Origin of the sequence: Bradyrhizobium sp. NBAIM08, assembly GCF_020193935.1 — a bacterium.
In the GTDB taxonomy this organism is placed as follows: domain Bacteria; phylum Pseudomonadota; class Alphaproteobacteria; order Rhizobiales; family Xanthobacteraceae; genus Bradyrhizobium; species Bradyrhizobium yuanmingense.
The window spans coordinates 80,196-98,495 of record NZ_JADYVR010000016.1 but is presented as its reverse complement, the minus strand read 5'-3'; the positions used below and the strand labels follow the sequence as shown (position 1 = coordinate 98,495).

The window sequence follows — 18,300 nt, the reverse complement described above, 5'->3', positions numbered from 1 at the left end:
ATCGACGAGTGGGTGCGACCATTTTGTTCCTTTAGAGCCAAAAGTCCGATCGCAGGCTCGCCAGAGCTGGATCGCCTTGGCCGGCTTGCGGGATATCGTGCGAATCGATGGTGCGACGCGAGGGACCTCTAACCATCAAGAATTGACCGCGCCATCAAGACATCCACTACCGCTTCCGCTGAATGCTCTAGGGTCTGCTCCATGGTCCTGAGATGAACCTCCGGTGTCGTTGGTGCTTCGTAGCACGAATCGATCCCGGTGAAGTTCTTGATCTTGCCGGATCTCACCTTTGAATACAGGCCTTTTGGGTCTCGCCGCGCGCATTCCTCGAGCGGCGTATCGACAAAGACTTCTATGAACTCATCCTTGCCAACCAGGCTGCGCACCCTGTCCCGTTCGGCCCTAGTGGGCGAGATGAACGAGCAGATCACGATCAAGCCGCTGTCCGCCATCAACTTGGCAACTTCGCCGACACGCCGGATGTTCGCCACGCGATCCGTCTCCGAGAAACCGAGGTCCGCGTTCAATCCGTGCCGGAGGTTGTCGCCATCCAGCAGCATGGTATGCCGCGACATCGCAAACAGCTTTTGATCAACAAGGTTGGCAATCGTCGACTTTCCCGCGCCAGACAAGCCAGTGAACCAGATGACGCAAGGCTTCTGATTCTTGAGCGCGGCGCGCTCCCTCCTGTCCACGGATAGCGCTTGCCTAGCAATATTGGTGGCCCGCCGTAGCGGAAAGGCAATCATGCCGGCCCCGACCGTACGATTCGTGTAACGATCGATGACGATAAATGATCCGGTCTTTCGATTGAGGTCGTAAGGATCGAATACGGCGGGCGTTGCGGTCACAACATCGCAGAAGGCGATCTCGTTGAGGGAAAGCGTCCCGGCGGCCAGATGCTCACAAGTGTTGACGTCGATTCGATGCCTAATTGTGGTAATGCTGCCAGAAATCGTCTGCGATCCAATCCGCAGGACGTAATTGCGTCCGGGAGCGAGCGGCTCCTTGTCCATCCAGATCACATAAGCAGCAAGCTGGTCGGCCACCTTCGGTCGGTCGTCCGGTCGCGACAGAATGTCGCCACGACTGATATCGATTTCGTCTTCCAGTGTAATGGTAACCGCATCCCCGGCTTCGGCGGCGACGAGGTCACCATCGTGGGTCACGATCCGCTTGACGCGCGTGGTCCGCCCCGACGCAGCGACAACGATCTCGTCTCCTGTCGAGATCCTCCCGGAAGCCACCGACCCGGCATAGCCCCGAAAATCCGGGTTTGGCCGGTTTACCCATTGGACCGGAAAGCGGAAAGCCTGGCTTGCGGTGCCGGACTGGATGTCAATGCTCTCCAAATGCTCGAGCAGGCAGGGACCATGATACCAGTTGGCATGAGCGGAGCGGTCCACGACGTTGTCGCCGTAGCGGGCCGAGATCGGGATCGGAACAATCGAGGTGAAGCTGAGACCGGCGGCAAAGGCCAGATAGTCACGGGCGATCCGATCGAAGCACTCCTTGTTATATGCCACAAGATCGATCTTGTTCACTGCCAGCACGACATGGCGAATACCGAGCAGCGAGCAGATAAAGGAGTGGCGGCGGGTCTGAACCATCACGCCTTTGCGGGCATCGATCAGGATGATGGCGAGCTGGGCATGCGAGGCGCCGGTAGCCATATTGCGGGTATACTGCTCGTGGCCGGGAGTGTCGGCCACCATGAAGGAGCGCCGCGGCGTCGTGAAGAAGCGGTAGGCGACATCGATTGTGATGCCCTGCTCCCGTTCGGCCTCCAGCCCGTCCACGAGCAGCGCGAAGTCGATGTCATTGCCGGTGCTACCATGCTTGATGCTGTCGCGTTCCAGCGCCGTGAGCTGATCGTGGTAGATCATCTTGCTGTCGTGCAGCAATCGGCCGATCAGCGTCGATTTGCCGTCGTCCACCGAGCCACATGTGATGAATCGCAGCTGATCCTTCGTCCTGGCCGGGACCAGTTCTGTTGCCGGATTCGTAAACATCAAAAGTAGCCTTCCCGCTTCTTCTTCTCCATTGAAGCGGCTTCGTCGGCATCAATTAGGCGTCCCTGGCGCTCCGACACAGTCGTAGTCTGCATTTCCGCGACGATATCTTCGATCGTCGTCGCATCGGATTCAATAGCTCCGCTCAAAGGATAACATCCAAGCGTGCGAAAGCGGATCATGCGCATTTCCGGCGTCTCGTCGCCGTTAAGCGGCAATCGCTGGTCATCGACCATGATCATCGCACCATTTCGACGCACTATCGGTCTTTGGTTCGCGAAGTAGAGCGGAACCACCGGAATCTTCTCGAGCATGATGTATTCCCACACCTCGAGCTCGGTCCAGTTTGACATCGCAAACACGCGCATGGTTTCGCCCTGGCGGATCCGTGTGTTGAACAGGTTCCAGAGCTCCGGCCGCTGATTACGGGGGTCCCATACGTGTCCGGCCGAACGGAAGGAGAGTATCCGTTCTTTTGCGCGACTCTTTTCCTCATCGCGCCGCGCTCCGCCAAAGGCAGCATCAAATCCGTGGAGGTCGAGCGCCTGCTTCAGCGCGTCGGTCTTCATCACCTGGGTATGGAGCGCGGAGCCGGAATCGATCGGATTGATCCCGCGCGCGAGGCCCTCCTTGTTGACATGGACGATCAGGTCGAGGCCGAGCCGCCTGGCTGTCGCGTCCCGGAAGCTGATCATCTCGCGGAACTTCCAGGTCGTGTCAACGTGAAGCAGGGGAAACGGCAATTTTGCCGGATAGAACGCCTTGATTGCAATGTGCAGCATTACGCTTGAGTCTTTTCCGATCGAGTAAAGCATGACCGGCCTTTTGAACTCGGCGACCACATCACGCATGATTTCAATCGATTCAGCTTCGAGGCGGCGCAGATGTTTCGGTAGCATGTGCCTTCTTTTCGATGCAGGATCTCTGTTCTTCGCCGTTCTATGGCTCCAGCCTAGAGTGGGAATATCCGCGGCGGAAACGGCTGGCCAAGACGCATGGCTCGTCGATGAGCTCAAGCCCCACTGGAGAGGAGACTTGCAGACGCGGGAGCATATCGCATTCCGCCGCTGGTGCGGTCGGCGCCTGGGTCACACCTGATCGGGAGATCAGCTCGTGCGGGTTAAGGATAATGGCTAAATCAGCCAGCGTGTTTTATTCGCAAGCATTCAGATCCGTTAGCGGATATTGAGGATCCGCTCAAGCCGCGCGACTTCGCCTCGCAGCATCTCGATAGCCGCTTCGCTGTTGCGAATGCCATCCAGCCCCGCAGCTCGATCAGCTTCTGACGCCAACAGCGTCTGTTGCAACTGGGCAGCCATCGTGTGGACCGGCTCTCCAGCGTGAGGTGGGCCGGATAATGCTCCCGCCTTGGAGCTTCGCAAATCCCACCAGGTTCGGAATACCTGACGATAAGGTTCAGTTACCTCCCCTCCCCTATCCAGGACTCCGGCTTGCTGTGCATGTACCAGTTCCTGCTCATATCCGAGTTCTAGCAGAAGCTCGGCGCCGACCAGATCGGTCACGGTTTGCATCTCTTCGACGCTCAATTGAGATTGCCATGCCTTGACAGAGCTTTGGTCGACGGCGTTTCGTTCCAAGATTTTTCGGTCTCCGAAGCTACTCGATCGAAGATAATCTGCTTGTCTCATCCCCGCCGATGCGACGGCCGCTGGATCACAGCCGAGGCCCCTCAACAGACGCCGGATTTCCTCGTCCGGATGCGCCACGAACAGTTCGTATTGCACGAACTGTGTGCGCGGGCGAGTGCGGTGGGCGGCGAGCTTGGGAAGGCCCAGAACCAAATCGGCGAGTGACGTTATGATGCCGTCGGGCAGACGGAGCATGAGATCGACGAGACTGGAGACGCTGACCGGATGCGAGCTTTCTGCCCGCAGTGGGACCCCCCACGTCGATTTCAGTGAAGCCGCGATGGCATAGGGATTGCGCATCAGAAGGATGTGTGGCGCCTCTGGATAGACAGATTCAAGAAACTCAAGCGCCGTCCAATAGCGTGGTGTCTTGTCTAGGATGATGCGCTTGCCCGCTTGTGCCAGATACTGATCATAGGCTGCATCGGCAAAAGCGCGGCTAGGGATCGTGCTATCTATCCGACCCAAGAATTCAGAGGTCGCGGCCTCAATCAGCGAGCCACCCGCCGGATGGCGCTGATCCACCCTGCCAAATGCTTCAACCGCCAGCATCAACCAGGGTTCAGGCGGAGCCACAATGTCTGGATGGTGCTGCAGCAAATGCGCCAGGAGTGTCGTCCCGGATCGTGGAAGACCGAGGAGAAAGCACACCGCAGGCGAACGGCCAAAACATCCGCTCATCGTTCAGACGCCTCGTCCTTGAAAAGCGAACCCTGTCGGCGCTCGCTCGATTGATCGACAGAAAGCCAGCCGCAAAGCGCTAAAACGACCAGAATTTTGTCTGCCACTCATGACTTGAGAACCGTTCAGTTCGATCGATCGGCTGGATACAGAAAGACACCGCAATCGCGTCCTCGATTACTCGACAGTTGAAACGAAGTCACGAGCCAGCTCAACTACACGAAGATTGATTGCGGATATGGGAAGGTTGGAACGAACTATACAGACGTTTGCCGAAGACCGCCAAGGCACATGGGAAGGTTATTACGTATAATCACAGCTCCCTGTTGCTGAGGTATTGAAGACGTAAATGCGACATGCAACCTCGCTGATGCTCGGCATACACCAAAGAAGTTCGGCAAAAGAGCGGACGGCTCGGCGAGCTCGGCAAAGAAGCAGACCATGTCGCGGACATCTCACGTGGCAAGGTGCAGCAATCTTGTCAGCGCGCATCGCTGCCGACGCAAGCGTGAATGCTGCCCTTGGTCCGCCAAGACACTCCATAGTCCGGCCAGCCTGTTGTTCGCCAGCCTATCCTTCCGAGTTATACCAAGTAATTGATTTTCCTGCTCTTGGAGAGTTGCCCCTCCCTTAATCGGCGCAAGGAGACTTGTAAACGATGGAACCTGACTTAAGATGCCTCCGGATCTACCTGATCCAGCAAGCGCGCTTGGCCGCATCTCTACTGACGGAGACGAGCTTGTCCGGTCATTTATGTGGGAGATCAGATCGATTCGTGCGTCGAAGAACTTGCCAAATTAAATGTGCTGGGCATCACTCGGCCACGGTGGACGATCCTGATGGCTGTGAACTATTTGGGCAAAGAAATGCGTGTACCGGTCAACCTGGTGTCACGATTGATGCTCGTCGACCCCTCCTTCGTGACAACCCACTCAAAGCTGCTAGAGAAAAACGGTTTGCTGCGGCATAAGTCCTCCGCAGACGATGCCCGGATCGGGCAGATGTCGCTGACGGCCAAAACGCGCAAGCATCTCCGACTTTGGAGCCACGACAGGCAGCCCTGGTTGAGCTCGCTTTTGATGAAAGCGGCGTTGACCGATCAAGCGAGTTCATTGCCAAGGCTGCTACAGTGAGGCTTCGCCTGGAAAGGGCCCGCTCTGGCGTTCAGAAGATCAAACGCACGACTGTCAGAAATGGAGCTCGCTAACATGAGTCTCCCATCCTTCGAATATGTTTTGAAGCAGCGCGGTCGAAGGTGGTTGGGTCGTGTCCCCAGTGATGGTGTAGCTCGGTAGAGCAAAGCCGTCCGCACGCGCGCCCTCCCATAGCGCCGTAGCGGGCGGGCGGCTTTGCGGTGGTCACCGGCAGTTCGCCGGTAGGGTCGGGTTGCTGACACCAACCTGATTCGAGGAACCACCGATGACCGATGAGATGATGAACCTCCGCACGCTCGTGGAGAAGACCCCTGATGCGGATCTGCTGCGCGAGATGATCGGCTTTGCTGCCCAGCGCCTGATGGAGCTGGAAGTGGAAGGCCAGACCGGGGCCGCCTACGGCGAGAAGAGCCCCGAGCGTCTGGCGCAGCGCAACGGCTACCGCGACCGGACCTGGGAGACCCGCGCCGGCACGGTCGAGCTGCGCATTCCCAAGCTGCGCAAGGGCTCCTACTTCCCCGGCTTTCTGGAGCCGCGCCGGATGGCCGAGAAGGCGCTCACCGCCGTGGTGCAGGAAGCTTATGTGCAGGGCGTCTCGACCCGCTCGGTCGACGATCTGGTGCAGGCGATGGGCATGAGCGGCATCTCCAAGAGCCAGGTCTCGCGGCTGTGCGCGGAGATCGATGACAAGGTGAAGGCGTTCCTCGCTCGCCCGATCGAGGGCGATTGGCCGTATCTGTGGATCGACGCCACCTACGTGAAGGTGCGCCAGCAGGGGCGCATCGTGTCGGTCGCGGTGATCGTCGCGGTCGGCGTCAACAGCGACGGCCGGCGCGAAGTTCTCGGCATGGACATTGGTCCCTCGGAGGCCGAGACATTCTGGACGGCGTTCCTGCGCAAGCTCGCCCGCCGCGGCCTGCGCGGCGTCAAGCTGGTCGTCTCCGACGCCCACGAGGGCATCAAGGCGACTGTCGCCAAGGTGCTCAACGCCACCTGGCAGCGCTGCCGCGTGCACTTCATGCGCAACGCGCTGGCCCATGCCGGCAAAAGCGGACGGCGTGTCGTCTCCGCCTTCATCGCCACTGCGTTTGCCCAGGATGATGCCGAGGCCGCACGAGCGCAATGGCGGAAGGTCGCCGATCAGCTCCGCCCCAAGCTACCCAAGCTCGCCGGCTTCCTCGACGAGGCCGAGACCGATGTGCTGGCCTACATGACGTTCCCGCCGCAGCACCGCACCAAGCTGCACTCGACCAACCCGATCGAGCGCCTCAACGGCGAGATCAAGCGCCGGACCGAGGTCGTCGGCATCTTCCCCAATGAGGAGGCCATCGTCCGCCTCATCGGCGCGATCCTGCTCGAACAGAACGATGAATGGGCCGTCCAGCGCGCCCGTTACATGACGCTGGAAACCATCGCGCCGTTGAGTAATGATCCAACCGTCAGCCTCCCGGCCATCGCCAGCTGACCAGTCCGGCTCTTGCCGGCGAACGCGGTGTCCCACCGCCAGTTACACCACGCTCAGGGACACGATCAGGTGGTTGTGGTCCGTTCACAACGCCGAGGGCGCTCAGGTGATGACGGGTTCAGGATGTAACCGCCGCGCCGCCACCTATCAAGCTAACAGAGCGCTTTTTCAATTGCTGTTGAGCGCGCCATATTGCCTCGGAGCTCGAGCTAGCCAACAGGCTCGGCGAGGTTCGCTTACGCCCAAACTTTAGTCTGGCACGAGCTTCGAGGATGCCCCATTCGCGAGTTGTTTCCATTTCGCTAAAGCGATCAGCCGATGTGTTCGGCCCAGCGCGGCCAAGACTGCCTCGCCGAAGCTGAAGAAGCTGCTGGCCGAACGGATGCTAGATTCGGCCCCTACAGGAGTTCCTCTGAGACTGGTCAGCTTCTCGAACTAACGCGCCAAGGACTGGGCGTAGTGGCACCATCGCATGCGTTCCGGGGCCGAGTGTCTTGGGGTTTTATCTTCGAGACAGGGCTATGGCTAAGACTATCTCTTCACTCGCGATCATACATCGCAAGCGGCTGTCGAAACCGCCTTCCAAGAAACTTGATCAAAGCGCTGGAGCACGTTCCGCGACATTGAAGGCATCCAGTACGTGCCTGAAAACTTCTCTCAGCGCGGGTCGGCCACGCTAATGTGCGACAAAGTCTGTATGGCCAAAGAGGGCGGCCCGCGAGCCGCCCTACCGGCCACTAGCCAGCGTTGCTCACAATTACCGCTGATGTCCGAGTCCGATTCCGAGATTTAAGGCCTTCTGGCGTAGCGCACCTTCGCTGCGTTTGGTCATTTTTGCTATTTTTATGACCGGGGTCCGAGCCTTCGAATGGACTTTGAGCTCTTTGATATCTGCCTTCGTCCACTCGCGCCGCTTAACGCGTTTCTTGGTTGCTTTTTTCACGATGAATGCTCCTTCTGAGAGGAGCGCCTGTAACACATTTTTTTCGGAGCGACGACCGTAAAAAAGAGGCACTCATCGGAACTCGCGCCAGCGTATAAGTTCGGTCATGCTTTCTGCCCATAGTGTTTCGAAGAAAGGGTCAGCGGAGATAGCCGCCTTGGCTACGTTTGTGACGAGGTCTCAACTGCCGTCTCCGACCGATTTGAGGTCAAACTACGTCGGTGGTAACCGCGCCGTTGGACATCTTGGCGAATGGCATCGCTCACTAAACGCACCGCCCGCTTCTTTCGCTTCCAATTGCCGTCCAACCCCGCGGGGATCGCAATGCCTCGCGGAACGACCAAAAGATCGCGCCTTCCGTTCAAATAAACATCAAACATGTCGTCCCTCGTCAGGCACGAGCGTAGATCGCGGGTTCATACATTTGGTGACATCGAAGCAACAGTCGCGATTAAGAACTCTACGCGAGTTTTCTCCGGATGTTGCCGCACTTGAGGGTGCATGGCGCAATCCCGCTTCTCCTTCAGGTGCTCCGCATCGCCGAGAACACAGGAGGCTTCTCACGCCTTATTGTCGCTAACGTATCCACTTATCGGGGCTTCGTCAGATCGACACGATAATGACCATCCGCGTTTTTAAGAATATTGCCGCCCTTGTCACGAATATACGCCCGAGCAGGTGGAGCGCACTCTTTTGTGTTGAGCGTCTGGATGCAACACGCCTTGCCCTTTGAGACTGATTTCCCTTATCCAGCGGCCACCTCGCCGTCGCTGAGGCGAATCTGATCGGACCGAGTTGTAGTTCGGCCGAACTTTGATCTCCGCCGGGGGTAGTCGCGCCGGCGGTTCATAGCGGCGATTGAGGACGACGACGGCGGCGGCGGCCAGGCTGGCGACGAAAGCCAGCAATACGCAGAACGTAAACGCCGGATCGTGTCCCATCGCTGCGGCAAAGAAGAAGACGTAGGCAGAAACAGCGAATATAGACATAAGGGCTGCTTCACTATGTCGTGGACTTCGAGGCGGCGATGGGCTTGTCCTGTATCGGCCTTCTTTGAATGCGGGCATGCTCAGGAGTCAAGATCTTCGGTGAGGAACTGATTGAGCGAGATGATCGCGAAAGAGCAGCCGGAGGATATCTCACGACCGATCGCGCCGGGTCTGTTCGTTCGGGCAGTCTTTGAGCGGACTTGCATGGTGTTGGCTCTCGAGGTCGGCGGCGCAGCGGACTTTGGTCTGACACAGGCCACACACGCGTTGCAGATCGCAGTCTCGATTGCGGCAGCAAGCGCATTCTCGGAAACACCGCCAAGTGCGAGGCGCTTGCTCAAGAGTTCAGGAGAGCCCGGTCTTTGCGCCATGGTTCGAAAGGCGGATACGGACAGACTAAGGTCACGTGCGATCGCATCGATGTCCTGCGAGCTCAACTAAGCCGGTTCGGATGTCTGGGACAGGCCCGCGCGTAACCGGCTGAGGAGATGTCTAAACCGTCAAGGATATGTGTGCAGATTGGACAACCAAGCCTAACCCTTCGAAACAGCCATAGCTGCCGGAGGCAGACTTGTTTTTGACATTGGATCAAACAAGACCGACTTGTGGGAGCAGGTCCTTCGATCCGGATGGCCCTGCCGGTACGATGCTTGGCGGAGCGCTGCAGACCCCATTGAACGGCAGGCGGCAAACCGTCCAGCGAGGTCCGCTTAGGTGTGGTGAGACAACAGGGTGCCCGCCGAATTGACGAAAGCATCACCAGTTGTTCTCTCGAATCGACGGTCGACACGACCCTGTCCGGGATCACGCTTAGATTACAGATTGACCCCACAACTCAATTCGCAGACTTCTCGCCAAACTCAAGCTAACCAGCCTATGCCGGCGGCAATGCAGGCGGGGTTCGAAGCTCGATCACATCGGCGAAGACTGTCCAATCGCGGACACTCTTTTGCTTGCAGAAATCGGTCTCCGCCTGCTGTGCAGCAGCACTTAGCGAGGCGGCATCGATCTTAAACGCTGCCTGACAGGCACGATGTTCGTGACCGGTATCGTCACAAACGGTCTTAATGAACCGAACGTTAAATGAAGGCATGGCCCCCTCTTCTTGTGGGTTTGCTTATCCACCATCCTGCCATTGGCGCCTCAAGAGTATTTGATCTGCCTCAAGCAGCACCCCCAAGAGGTTTGGTTGTCCGCTGCTCCGTCGAGATAAAGTCGAGACTTTGGCAGCGCGGCCCGCGCGCTCCTGTTGTCCCGCAAGCCGCGCTATCTCTATCTGTCTAGCTTTGCAGATCGCACTCTGTTTGAGCCGAGGGACAGCGTCTTCTGGTCTGCTCAAGCCCTCGACCAACAAATTGGGGTGACGATGAATTGGGGAATGTCTCGAAGAGAGGATCGAGAGCAGCATGCGCCGTCACGCCCGAGATGCCGGCTATTGATCTCTATCGATCGCGATCTCGGGGGAGCGTTACAATTTTGCACCTTGAACTCCCATACTCAACCGCTGGCAATATGGAGGCTCGAGACGCCGCGAACCTTACACGCGATATTTGGTGGTCTCACGAGGCATTGCCGCAAACACCAGGTCATTGCGCCAATGACCGGGCAGAGGCATTTCTGAGGCGTGCCGGCGGCCAGGACTATCGACGGCGAGACTACGCGCACGTGATCGCGGGCCAATGAGGCGAACCGCCCCGACCTTCTGACGGTCCGCCCTGCCGCCCCGACAGCAAAGCCGATGATCAGGCTTGTCGCAGCCAACGTTTGATAAGGCCAAGATTCCGGACTTCAGCGCCAAAGATTATCTGGGATCAGCGCCGGCAAGGCTGCCGACAATGCGAAGCGAGCGATCAATTGACTATCTGCTTGCTGGCTATCGCAGCATTGAGGACAGATGCTGTCGTGGCCCATCGCGAGGGATGCGCCTCAAATCAACTCGGCTACACGCTGGCGTGTTGCAGACCAACGCGGGACCCTGGCGGATCGCCCGAGTTGAGACATGTCGCCTGCCAACGCGGGCCTGTCGGGCTCGCAGCAGCCGCTCGAGCTTGGCCGTTTTGGACGCGCATCAGCTCTTTTTGACCTGTATCAATTCTGCGGCGACTGCCTACTGATAGAAGTGAGCTTCCAGTCCAAGGTCACACACATGGCAGACAGAAAGACTTGGCGCCCCATCATCTTTTCATGTCCAGATACCGGCGACCGAGTTCAAGGACTGCTGCCGGACGCACCCGAACCGCGTGCCGATGACCTGCACAGAATAACCTGCGCTGCGTGCGATGGCGTCCACTTCATCGACCTGCGGACGGGCGCGATGATCAGCGCCGAGCGCAACTAGGCCCATCCGAATGGTGTCAAGAAAATTCCCGCGCCTTCCCGTTCTCGATTGGGGATGCCGCTCCGCTCGTAAGGGCGCGGCTGACGTCATCACAACCCAACGCCCCGCGCTGACGTCGTGGGACAAGGAGATTTTCACCAACGGAGGATGTTTCGGCATGACAGACTACGGCGACATTTGTCGCGGCGCCGGCCAGATCGTCGCAGCGCAGTCCAGTTTAACTTCTGCAGAACAGCGATGAATACCAACCGCCGCGGGCTTGAGCTGATTCAGATCGATTCGACCGAAGCCCGGGAGTTGTTTCGCAGCGCCAATCCTAATATTTCGGTTAGCGAGCGGATCATGTCCCGGCACGATAGGTTCAACGGCGCCACGGCCGATAAAATCCCGGCCGCGGCCGACCCCATCGAGAGCACGCGCCGCCTAGGTTATACCGAGTTGAGCCTGTTCGCGCGGCACACCAAGCGATCTCGTCCGTAGTGTTCAGAAGGTTGCCTGAATTTGTCAGCCCGCAGCGATGAACTCCGTCCAGGATCTAGTGGCGACCTGACCTGGGAGCGGCTCGAAACTGCGCCGCCCTTTGATCGGGATCTGGAGATTGCCGTGATCGAGGGTAACACCATTCACCGGGTGGTCTTTCCTTGCCGCCGGATCTTCGACGGCTGGATTAAGGCAAAGACCGGAGAACGCGTCGCCGTGCAGCCGACGCACTGGCGCATCTGGCCCGGATAGCGGCGACCATCCTGCGCAATAGATTGGCGTGAGTTGAGGCCGGGACTGCCTCGGGGTGGCCTCTCGTGGTAAACAATTTAGAGTTGATCAATGAGAGGGCCTGCCAGAAACATGTCGGACCACATCAGGTACGGCTATGGGCCTGGCGCGGCAGACGCCGCGTTGGCTCTCGTGCTGCGACGGGCGTTAGTCCGCATCTTCAGGACCGCACGGGCACGATCATCTACCTTCCGGTCGTTTTTCCCGCTTTCGCCGCGGCCGCGGACTGGGGGAGCTTCGCTACCCTGCTCTGCATCAGCGACGGCCGGTTCCAGCCCATTGTCACGTCTAACACGCATGGCATGGGTGTGGGGCTATCGATCTGCTGGACGATCATCGAGCCACGAGGAATCCGGGCGGCGACAGGATCTTTCAGTTCACCGCGCGATTGCGGAGCTTAGTGAAGACACATGACTGGGCGGCGCATTCTCGTGATCGACGATGACGCCGCTATGCGGGACTCGCTCGCGTTTCTGCTTGATGTTAATGGTTTCTACGTAGCAACCTATGAGACGGCGACCGCGTTTCTCAATGACGTCGCAAGCGGTCCGGTTGACTGCATTGTGTCAGACATCTGTCTGCCGGCTATGAGCGGTCTCGAACTCGTCAGAAAAGTGAAAGCCGATCGCGCCGACTGCCCCGTCCTCTTAATAACTGGTCATGGCGACGTATCGCTCGCAGTGGAAGCGATGAAAGCGGGTGCGGTCGACTTCATCGAGAAGCCGTTCGAGGAGGAGGTGCTATTGCGTGCGATCAATAGTGCTTTGGAAGCGCGGCCAACAAAGCCAGCCGACGCAGCGAAACTGCAGGCGGAAGCCCGCCTCGCGGATCTCTCGTCCCGCGAACGCGACGTCCTGCAGGGACTATTAGCCGGCAAGATTAACAAAGTGATAGCCCATGATCTCGGCATCAGTCCGCGGACAGTCGAGGTTTACCGTGCGAACCTGATGGCCAAGACTAATGTCCGCAGCATGTCCGAGTTGATGCGGATCGCCATTACCGCGGGACTCTAGCAGCAGCGCAAAATAGCGTGAATGGCTTATTCATGCATCAAGCTGACGAACGGCAGGTTTCGCGCGCACCGAGCCGATCATGTTTTCGGTGACGCCTGCCGATGCAACACACCCAGGCCGGCCGTTGCGCCAGGTCAATATGTCACGCGAGCCGAGACCTATGATCCGGGCTAGACCCCAACTCGGTCCACATGCGTACTTATCGCATGATCATCAAGCACGTCACCACGCCAGCGTACATCGATCAGGATGCCGTCAACATCGGCCCCGTCACCTCCGCGGCCGACCGATGCTGACGAGGATCAAAGTCAAGGCGCCGAACAAGACTTCCTGCGGCGAGCCGAAAGTGGCGATGGACGACAACGTTTCGGCTGGCTGGAGCTCTTCAGGGGTACGGCAGTGCGCGGCCGACGAAGCCAGCATGCAGCTTCGTAATCCGATTTGAGCATGTTTGAGCAACCAAGTGACCGCGTCGCCCCATACACGCCCCGCTCATGGACTTACGTGTAAATACTTAGGGGCTTCTACCTAGGGAAAACATCCAAATTTCCAATTCGTCAGGAGCAGCCAATCTGCGTCGAATCGACGTTGGTAAGATAGGGTCCGCCATGCACGCCCAGGCCGCCAGTTCTAGCGAGACGAGACGCCATCCGACCAGCGTCTTGCGTGGGCGACCTCATCGTCGTGAACCATTTGGCATAATTCCGAGACCGAAGCGTCTCACTCCCAATAGCGAGATCTACCGCGAAGACCAGGCAGCCCAATACCTCTATCAGGTGGTTTCGTGCGCTGTGCGGTCGTGCTGCGTAACGACGGACTGCCCAGGAGCTTTGTGCAACACTTCAGCTAAGTTGATTTACGCCAGCTCAAATTGAAGCGCGCTACTTTTTGCGTCGAATGGCGCGGACAAATCGCAGCCCCGCGAAGGACACCGAATTCGGCTTGGGCAGTCTTGCAAATGGCAGAAATCGCTTCCAGCCTAGATTGTGCCTCCAGGAACACCGCAATGATCATCGATCTTCTGCTTCGAGAGCATCGCAACATTGATCTTCTTCTGGTCGCTCTTCAACGCGAATTGGAGATTTTTGAGAAGGGGATCCGGCCCGATTATGAGGTCATTCGCGCGATTATCAGCTATTTCGAGGTTTACCCCGAGGTGTACCATCATCCACAGGAAGACTTGATTTTTTTCAAGCTCAAGTCTCGCGATCCGGAGGCAGCTGCAATCGTCGGCGATCTCGCGCTTGAACACCAGGAAGTCGTCGACCGTTTGCACCACTTCGCGCGAGCTATTGACGCTATCCTCGCGGATCGTGACCTCTTTCGGCAAGACGTCGGCAATATCATACGCGACTTTATAGTACGCGAGCGGCACCACATGATGTGGGAAGAACGAGATTTCTTTCCCGCCGCTCTGAAGGCTCTCTCGGCTAAGGATTGGACCGAAATCGCTTCCGCCCTCACCAATGATGGAGATCCGCTGTTCAGCGAGACAGCGGCAGCGACTTCCGATGCGCTAAGAGCGCATATTCTGCAATTGGAGCAAGAAGCTGAGGCCGAACGGAGCTCGGTCGCGTTGTCGTCCGCCAAGGCCGGCAATCCGTGACACAGCGCCGAGACGGACGGGCCGTATTGACGCGGCCGTTTGACAGCAGGAAGTGGACCTCATGCTCATTCTGTCGAAAGAAAATGGGGGTGCTCGCGGGCACGTAGGCTGCCGCCCCCCCCCAAAATGGCTTCTGCGCAACGTGATCGCTTCCTCGACCACCGGCGCAAACAGCATGGCGGAGCCTAGCTGAGCTCTGGTTCCGGCACCACAATGTAAACCTCGCAGGTCTGTCAGTTGCGCAGTGATATCGCGCGAAACGGACGCCTCTCGTGTCCGCCGACCGATGAGGACGGACGATTGCCGCCGCGCGGGTGCGGCGAAGCACCCACTCCTTGAGCCCCGCCCCATACGCTCTGAGACATCCGGCCGCAGCCGGTCCTACTCACTGCACGCGAATGCGAGGCACTGCCAGTCCCGGGTACGTTCAGCACCAACAGCAAGGCGCTGGACGTGGATCGCCACGACCAGTTCTGGCGCAATTGGATTTCAACAACCTATGGGGATCCGCATCGTAAATGATGCTCGTTCCTGACGCGTGACCGCTTCACGCGATCCTACATACGTGTATGCGGCGTGCAGCATGCCCTCCCATTGGCCTTGGAGCGGCCATAGGCATCGGCGACACTCCGTAATCAGGTCCAGAAACCTCTGTTTGAGATCTATGAGCGGACCATGCGGAGGGTGTCACGAGCTTGATGATGCCGCGGTGCCGATAGGGTGCTCCTCAGCGCCCAAGCCGAAACCCGACTATCGGGTGGAACCGGTCGACCAAGGACTGCCTTAAGCAAGGTTCAAATTTAGCAACCGCTTATGCATTGGATAAGCTTGCGAGATCCATGGAGCCGGGCTTACGTCGCCCTGATCGAACATAAGGCTCCAGGCAGGAAAGCGCACCGAGTTTGCTGTCCTGCGGCGACCGCCCGGCATGCCCCCTCGCTGCTGTCGTAATCGTGCCGACGTGCTCATGAGCGACAAACCTTGGTGTAGATTCTAACTCTCAGGCTATACGGTCGCATACCACGGCATAATTGAGCTACGCTGATCTTGTGCTTCAACTCGGCTCAGATTTTCGGCGAATGTCCTCGCCGTGATCGAACTGGCGGCTTCGCCGATGGAAGTCCGCGCGAATGCGTCAGCTTCGCTCCTCCCAGACTTTCGCCCGGCCCGCTAAGCGGGGCGGGGCATTTTTTATGTTCCTAAGGCTCCCGCGCAAATGACCACAAGCGGATCAGCTTTGTCGAAAAGAGACCGAAGCCCGGATCAACGGCCTCGCGGATCGAATGCAGCGCGCAGTTCGCGGGCGGCAGTGACCATGTTCGCTAGCGCTGGCCGAACCTCCTCCCATTTGCGCGTCTTCAGGCCGCAGTCTGGATTGATCCAGAGCTGCGAATCCTGCAGCCGCGTCCGAGCCAACACCATCAGCTCCTTCATTTCGCTCGTCTCGGGAACGCGTGGAGAGTGGATGTCGTACACGCCCGGCCCGATCTGATTTGGATATTCGTAGTTCCTGAACGCGTCGAGTAGTTCCATTTTCGAGCGCGATGTCTCGATCGAGATGACATCCGCGTCCATTGCAGCGATCGCACCAATGATGTCGTTGAACTCCGAGTAGCACATATGCGTATGAATTTGCGTTTGATCGGCGACGCCCGATGAACAGATGCGGAAGCAATCGACGGCCCAGTCGAGATAAGCCGCCCACTCCGATCGACGCAACGGCAATCCTTCGCGGACTGCAGCTTCGTCGATCTGGATCATGGTCGCACCAGCATTCTCGAGATCGCGGACTTCGTCTCGGATCGCGAGCGCAATCTGGCGGCAGACCTCGCTTCTGGGAATATCATCCCGAACAAAGGACCAGTTCAAGATCGTCACCGGTCCGGTCAACATCGCTTTCATCGGCTTCCTTGTTAGTGATTGCGCGTAGCGCCACCAGTCCACGGTGATAGGCTTCGGCCGTGCTACATCGCCAAACAGGATCGGTGGCCTGACGCAGCGCGAGCCGTAGGACTGCACCCATCCGCTCTTGGTAAATACGAAGCCGGCGAGTTGCTCGCCGAAGTACTGCACCATGTCATTGCGCTCAAACTCGCCGTGCACGAGGACGTCAAGACCGATGTCCTCCTGCCAACGTACGGCGCGCGCAGTCTCCTCCTTGAGGAACTTGTCGTATTGCTCGTCGCTTATCGCACCTCGCGCATGCGCCGCACGGGCATTCCGGATCTCTGTGGTCTGCGGAAATGATCCGATCGTCGTGGTAGGAAAAGCCGGTAGTCCGAATCGATTGCTTTGGATCTCGGCCCGACGGGCAAATGGGCTCGCGCGCCGACACATGGTCTGGTCGATCGCTCTCATCCGGACAGCGACATTGGCATCACGGATTTTCGGCGAAGTCCGGCGGACAGTCGCGGCACCTTCCGACTCGGCAAGAGCTAACGCAACATTCTGGTCGCCTGCGAGTGCACGCGCTAGGATCGCAAGCTCCCGCATCTTCTGGACCGAGAAAGCAAGCCAGCTCTTGACGTCGGAAGCGAGGCCGGTCTCGAGTTCAACATCGACCGGCACATGAAGCAGCGAGCAGGATGGGGCGATCTGTACACGATCCTTGCCGAGCTTCGCAATCGCGGGTTCGAGCCGCTGGCGCAGCGACGACAAATTCGACCGCCATACATTCCGACCGTCGACGACACCGAGCGACATGACGAGATCACTTCGGCCGCCAGCGATGATCTGGTGCAACAACTGTGGCGCTCGAACCAGATCGAGGTGCAGCCCGGCAACTGGCAGGCTCAAGGCGGTGTCCAGATTGTCGCCGAGGTCGCCGAAATAGCTGGCAACCATGAGCTTGATCGCCGGCCCCTCCTTGGCGAGCCGGTCATAGGCATGTCGCAAAGATTTTCGCGTCCCCTCATCCAGATCAAGAACTAGGCTGGGCTCGTCGAACTGAACCCAATTTGCCCCACGTTTGGCCAATTCCTGCATAACCTCGATATAGGGCGGTATCAGTTCATCCAGCAGTGAGAGTGGCTGGAACGTGGGATCGGGACTCTTGCCGAGCTTTAGGAATGTGACCGGCCCGATCAGGACGGGGCGGGTCTGAAAGCCAAGGGCCTTGGCTTCCTCATACTCCTCGATCGGCTTGCGAGAGCATAGCCTGAAAGTCTGTCCCCTGTGAAACTCGGGGACCATATAGTGATAGTTGGTGTCGAACCACTTGGTCATCTCCTGCGCGGGTGCGCCAAATCCGCGCGGTCCGTGACCGCAACTCGCTTCCTGGTCGTCGCATTGTGAACCGCGGGCCATGGCGAAGTATGTCTTGAGCGAAACGGATTCGGCTTTCGAGGCGTAGATCTCCGGGATGGCGCCAACCATGACACTTGTGTCGAGCACCTGGTCATACAGCGAGAAATCGTTCGATGGAATGACCGTGACGCCGATAGATTTCTGACGGGCCCAATTCGCGGCACGCAGGCCAGCTGCGTCCTCGAGCAGCTGCTGTTCGCTGCTTTTTCCGGCCCAGTAGCTTTCTAGAGCGACTTTGAGCTCGCGCCTTGGACCGATGCGTGGCGTTCCGAGCGTGGCAACAGGGAGGGAGAGAAGAGACATAGCGTTAACCCATGTTGGGGGCAAAGGCCATGGCGGACGCAGGCAGGGGAAGTCGCGGTGCGACGGCTGC

Annotated in this window: 15 protein-coding genes; 8 read left to right on the top strand and 7 right to left on the bottom strand. The window is 58.4% G+C overall.

What is annotated here, in order from left to right:
• Window positions 1-128 precede the first annotated feature (128 nt).
• From cysN to I6F37_RS34355, 3 genes are all read right to left on the bottom strand, one after another.
• On the bottom strand, window positions 129-2,012 hold the full coding sequence (cysN, locus tag I6F37_RS34365) for a sulfate adenylyltransferase subunit CysN (protein WP_225130895.1): 1,884 nt from the start codon (window positions 2,010-2,012) through the stop codon (window positions 129-131).
• Window positions 2,012-2,977 carry a sulfate adenylyltransferase subunit CysD gene (cysD, locus tag I6F37_RS34360; RefSeq protein WP_225131002.1) on the bottom strand — a complete coding sequence of 322 codons (966 nt, stop codon included), beginning with the start codon at window positions 2,975-2,977 and terminating at the stop codon, window positions 2,012-2,014. Before cysD ends, cysN begins: the two co-directional genes overlap by 1 nt.
• A 210-nt stretch (window positions 2,978-3,187) precedes the next feature.
• A complete protein-coding gene (locus I6F37_RS34355) occupies window positions 3,188-4,342 on the bottom strand; it encodes a sulfotransferase (protein ID WP_225130896.1) in 1,155 nt (384 codons plus the stop codon).
• A gap of 755 nt (window positions 4,343-5,097) precedes the next feature.
• Here I6F37_RS34355 and I6F37_RS34350 point away from each other — a divergent pair.
• Both I6F37_RS34350 and I6F37_RS34345 read left to right on the top strand, forming a co-directional pair.
• Window positions 5,098-5,475 (top strand): MarR family transcriptional regulator, encoded by a 378-nt coding sequence (locus I6F37_RS34350; protein ID WP_225152236.1) that lies wholly within the window; start codon window positions 5,098-5,100, stop codon window positions 5,473-5,475.
• 286 nt (window positions 5,476-5,761) lie between these two features.
• Window positions 5,762-6,961 carry an IS256 family transposase gene (locus I6F37_RS34345; RefSeq protein ID WP_225130900.1) on the top strand — a complete coding sequence of 400 codons (1,200 nt, stop codon included), beginning with the start codon at window positions 5,762-5,764 and terminating at the stop codon, window positions 6,959-6,961.
• A gap of 757 nt (window positions 6,962-7,718) precedes the next feature.
• Here the strand turns inward: I6F37_RS34345 and I6F37_RS34340 are convergent.
• Window positions 7,719-7,904, bottom strand: coding sequence for a hypothetical protein (locus I6F37_RS34340; RefSeq protein ID WP_225130902.1), 186 nt, complete (start codon window positions 7,902-7,904; stop codon window positions 7,719-7,721).
• 656 nt (window positions 7,905-8,560) lie between these two features.
• On the bottom strand, window positions 8,561-8,893 hold the full coding sequence (locus I6F37_RS34335; protein WP_225130904.1) for a hypothetical protein: 333 nt from the start codon (window positions 8,891-8,893) through the stop codon (window positions 8,561-8,563).
• A 111-nt stretch (window positions 8,894-9,004) separates the two neighbouring features.
• On the opposite strand from I6F37_RS34335, the gene I6F37_RS34330 reads away from it, so the two are divergent.
• Window positions 9,005-9,334, top strand: a complete 330-nt coding sequence (locus tag I6F37_RS34330; RefSeq protein ID WP_225130906.1) for a hypothetical protein — start codon at window positions 9,005-9,007, stop codon at window positions 9,332-9,334.
• Between the two features lie 433 nt (window positions 9,335-9,767).
• On the opposite strand, the gene I6F37_RS34325 is transcribed toward I6F37_RS34330, so the two are convergent.
• Window positions 9,768-9,986 carry a hypothetical protein gene (locus tag I6F37_RS34325; protein WP_225130907.1) on the bottom strand — a complete coding sequence of 73 codons (219 nt, stop codon included), beginning with the start codon at window positions 9,984-9,986 and terminating at the stop codon, window positions 9,768-9,770.
• A gap of 906 nt (window positions 9,987-10,892) precedes the next feature.
• On the opposite strand from I6F37_RS34325, the gene I6F37_RS34320 reads away from it, so the two are divergent.
• From I6F37_RS34320 to I6F37_RS34305, 5 genes are all read left to right on the top strand, one after another.
• The gene (locus I6F37_RS34320; protein WP_225130909.1) at window positions 10,893-11,231 is read left to right on the top strand and encodes a hypothetical protein; all 339 of its coding nucleotides are present in this window, start codon (window positions 10,893-10,895) and stop codon (window positions 11,229-11,231) included.
• A gap of 237 nt (window positions 11,232-11,468) precedes the next feature.
• Window positions 11,469-11,711, top strand: coding sequence for a hypothetical protein (locus I6F37_RS34315; RefSeq protein WP_225130911.1), 243 nt, complete (start codon window positions 11,469-11,471; stop codon window positions 11,709-11,711).
• Between the two features lie 123 nt (window positions 11,712-11,834).
• Window positions 11,835-11,963: a hypothetical protein gene (locus tag I6F37_RS45650; protein WP_275945328.1), complete on the top strand. Its 129-nt coding sequence runs from the start codon at window positions 11,835-11,837 to the stop codon at window positions 11,961-11,963.
• Between the two features lie 449 nt (window positions 11,964-12,412).
• A complete protein-coding gene (gene fixJ, locus I6F37_RS34310; protein ID WP_225130913.1) occupies window positions 12,413-13,015 on the top strand; it encodes a response regulator FixJ in 603 nt (200 codons plus the stop codon).
• A gap of 1,006 nt (window positions 13,016-14,021) precedes the next feature.
• The gene (locus I6F37_RS34305; protein WP_225130916.1) at window positions 14,022-14,621 is read left to right on the top strand and encodes a hemerythrin domain-containing protein; all 600 of its coding nucleotides are present in this window, start codon (window positions 14,022-14,024) and stop codon (window positions 14,619-14,621) included.
• Window positions 14,622-15,884: 1,263 nt separating this feature from the next.
• On the opposite strand, the gene metE is transcribed toward I6F37_RS34305, so the two are convergent.
• Window positions 15,885-18,230 (bottom strand): 5-methyltetrahydropteroyltriglutamate--homocysteine S-methyltransferase, encoded by a 2,346-nt coding sequence (metE, locus tag I6F37_RS34300; RefSeq protein ID WP_225130918.1) that lies wholly within the window; start codon window positions 18,228-18,230, stop codon window positions 15,885-15,887.
• Between the last annotated feature and the right edge of the window lie 70 nt (window positions 18,231-18,300).

What these genes read in the sequence shown, in the direction of transcription:
- cysN (WP_225130895.1), bottom strand. Translation starts at nt 2,012, where the DNA reads ATGTTTACGAATCCGGCAACAGAACTGGTCCCGGCCAGGACGAAGGAT.
- I6F37_RS34355 (WP_225130896.1), bottom strand. Translation starts at nt 4,342, where the DNA reads ATGAGCGGATGTTTTGGCCGTTCGCCTGCGGTGTGCTTTCTCCTCGGT.
- I6F37_RS34345 (WP_225130900.1), top strand. Translation starts at nt 5,762, where the DNA reads ATGACCGATGAGATGATGAACCTCCGCACGCTCGTGGAGAAGACCCCT.
- I6F37_RS34335 (WP_225130904.1), bottom strand. Translation starts at nt 8,893, where the DNA reads ATGTCTATATTCGCTGTTTCTGCCTACGTCTTCTTCTTTGCCGCAGCG.
- I6F37_RS34325 (WP_225130907.1), bottom strand. Translation starts at nt 9,986, where the DNA reads ATGCCTTCATTTAACGTTCGGTTCATTAAGACCGTTTGTGACGATACC.
- I6F37_RS34320 (WP_225130909.1), top strand. Translation starts at nt 10,893, where the DNA reads ATGTCGCCTGCCAACGCGGGCCTGTCGGGCTCGCAGCAGCCGCTCGAG.
- I6F37_RS34315 (WP_225130911.1), top strand. Translation starts at nt 11,469, where the DNA reads ATGAATACCAACCGCCGCGGGCTTGAGCTGATTCAGATCGATTCGACC.
- fixJ (WP_225130913.1), top strand. Translation starts at nt 12,413, where the DNA reads ATGACTGGGCGGCGCATTCTCGTGATCGACGATGACGCCGCTATGCGG.
- I6F37_RS34305 (WP_225130916.1), top strand. Translation starts at nt 14,022, where the DNA reads ATGATCATCGATCTTCTGCTTCGAGAGCATCGCAACATTGATCTTCTT.
- metE (WP_225130918.1), bottom strand. Translation starts at nt 18,230, where the DNA reads ATGTCTCTTCTCTCCCTCCCTGTTGCCACGCTCGGAACGCCACGCATC.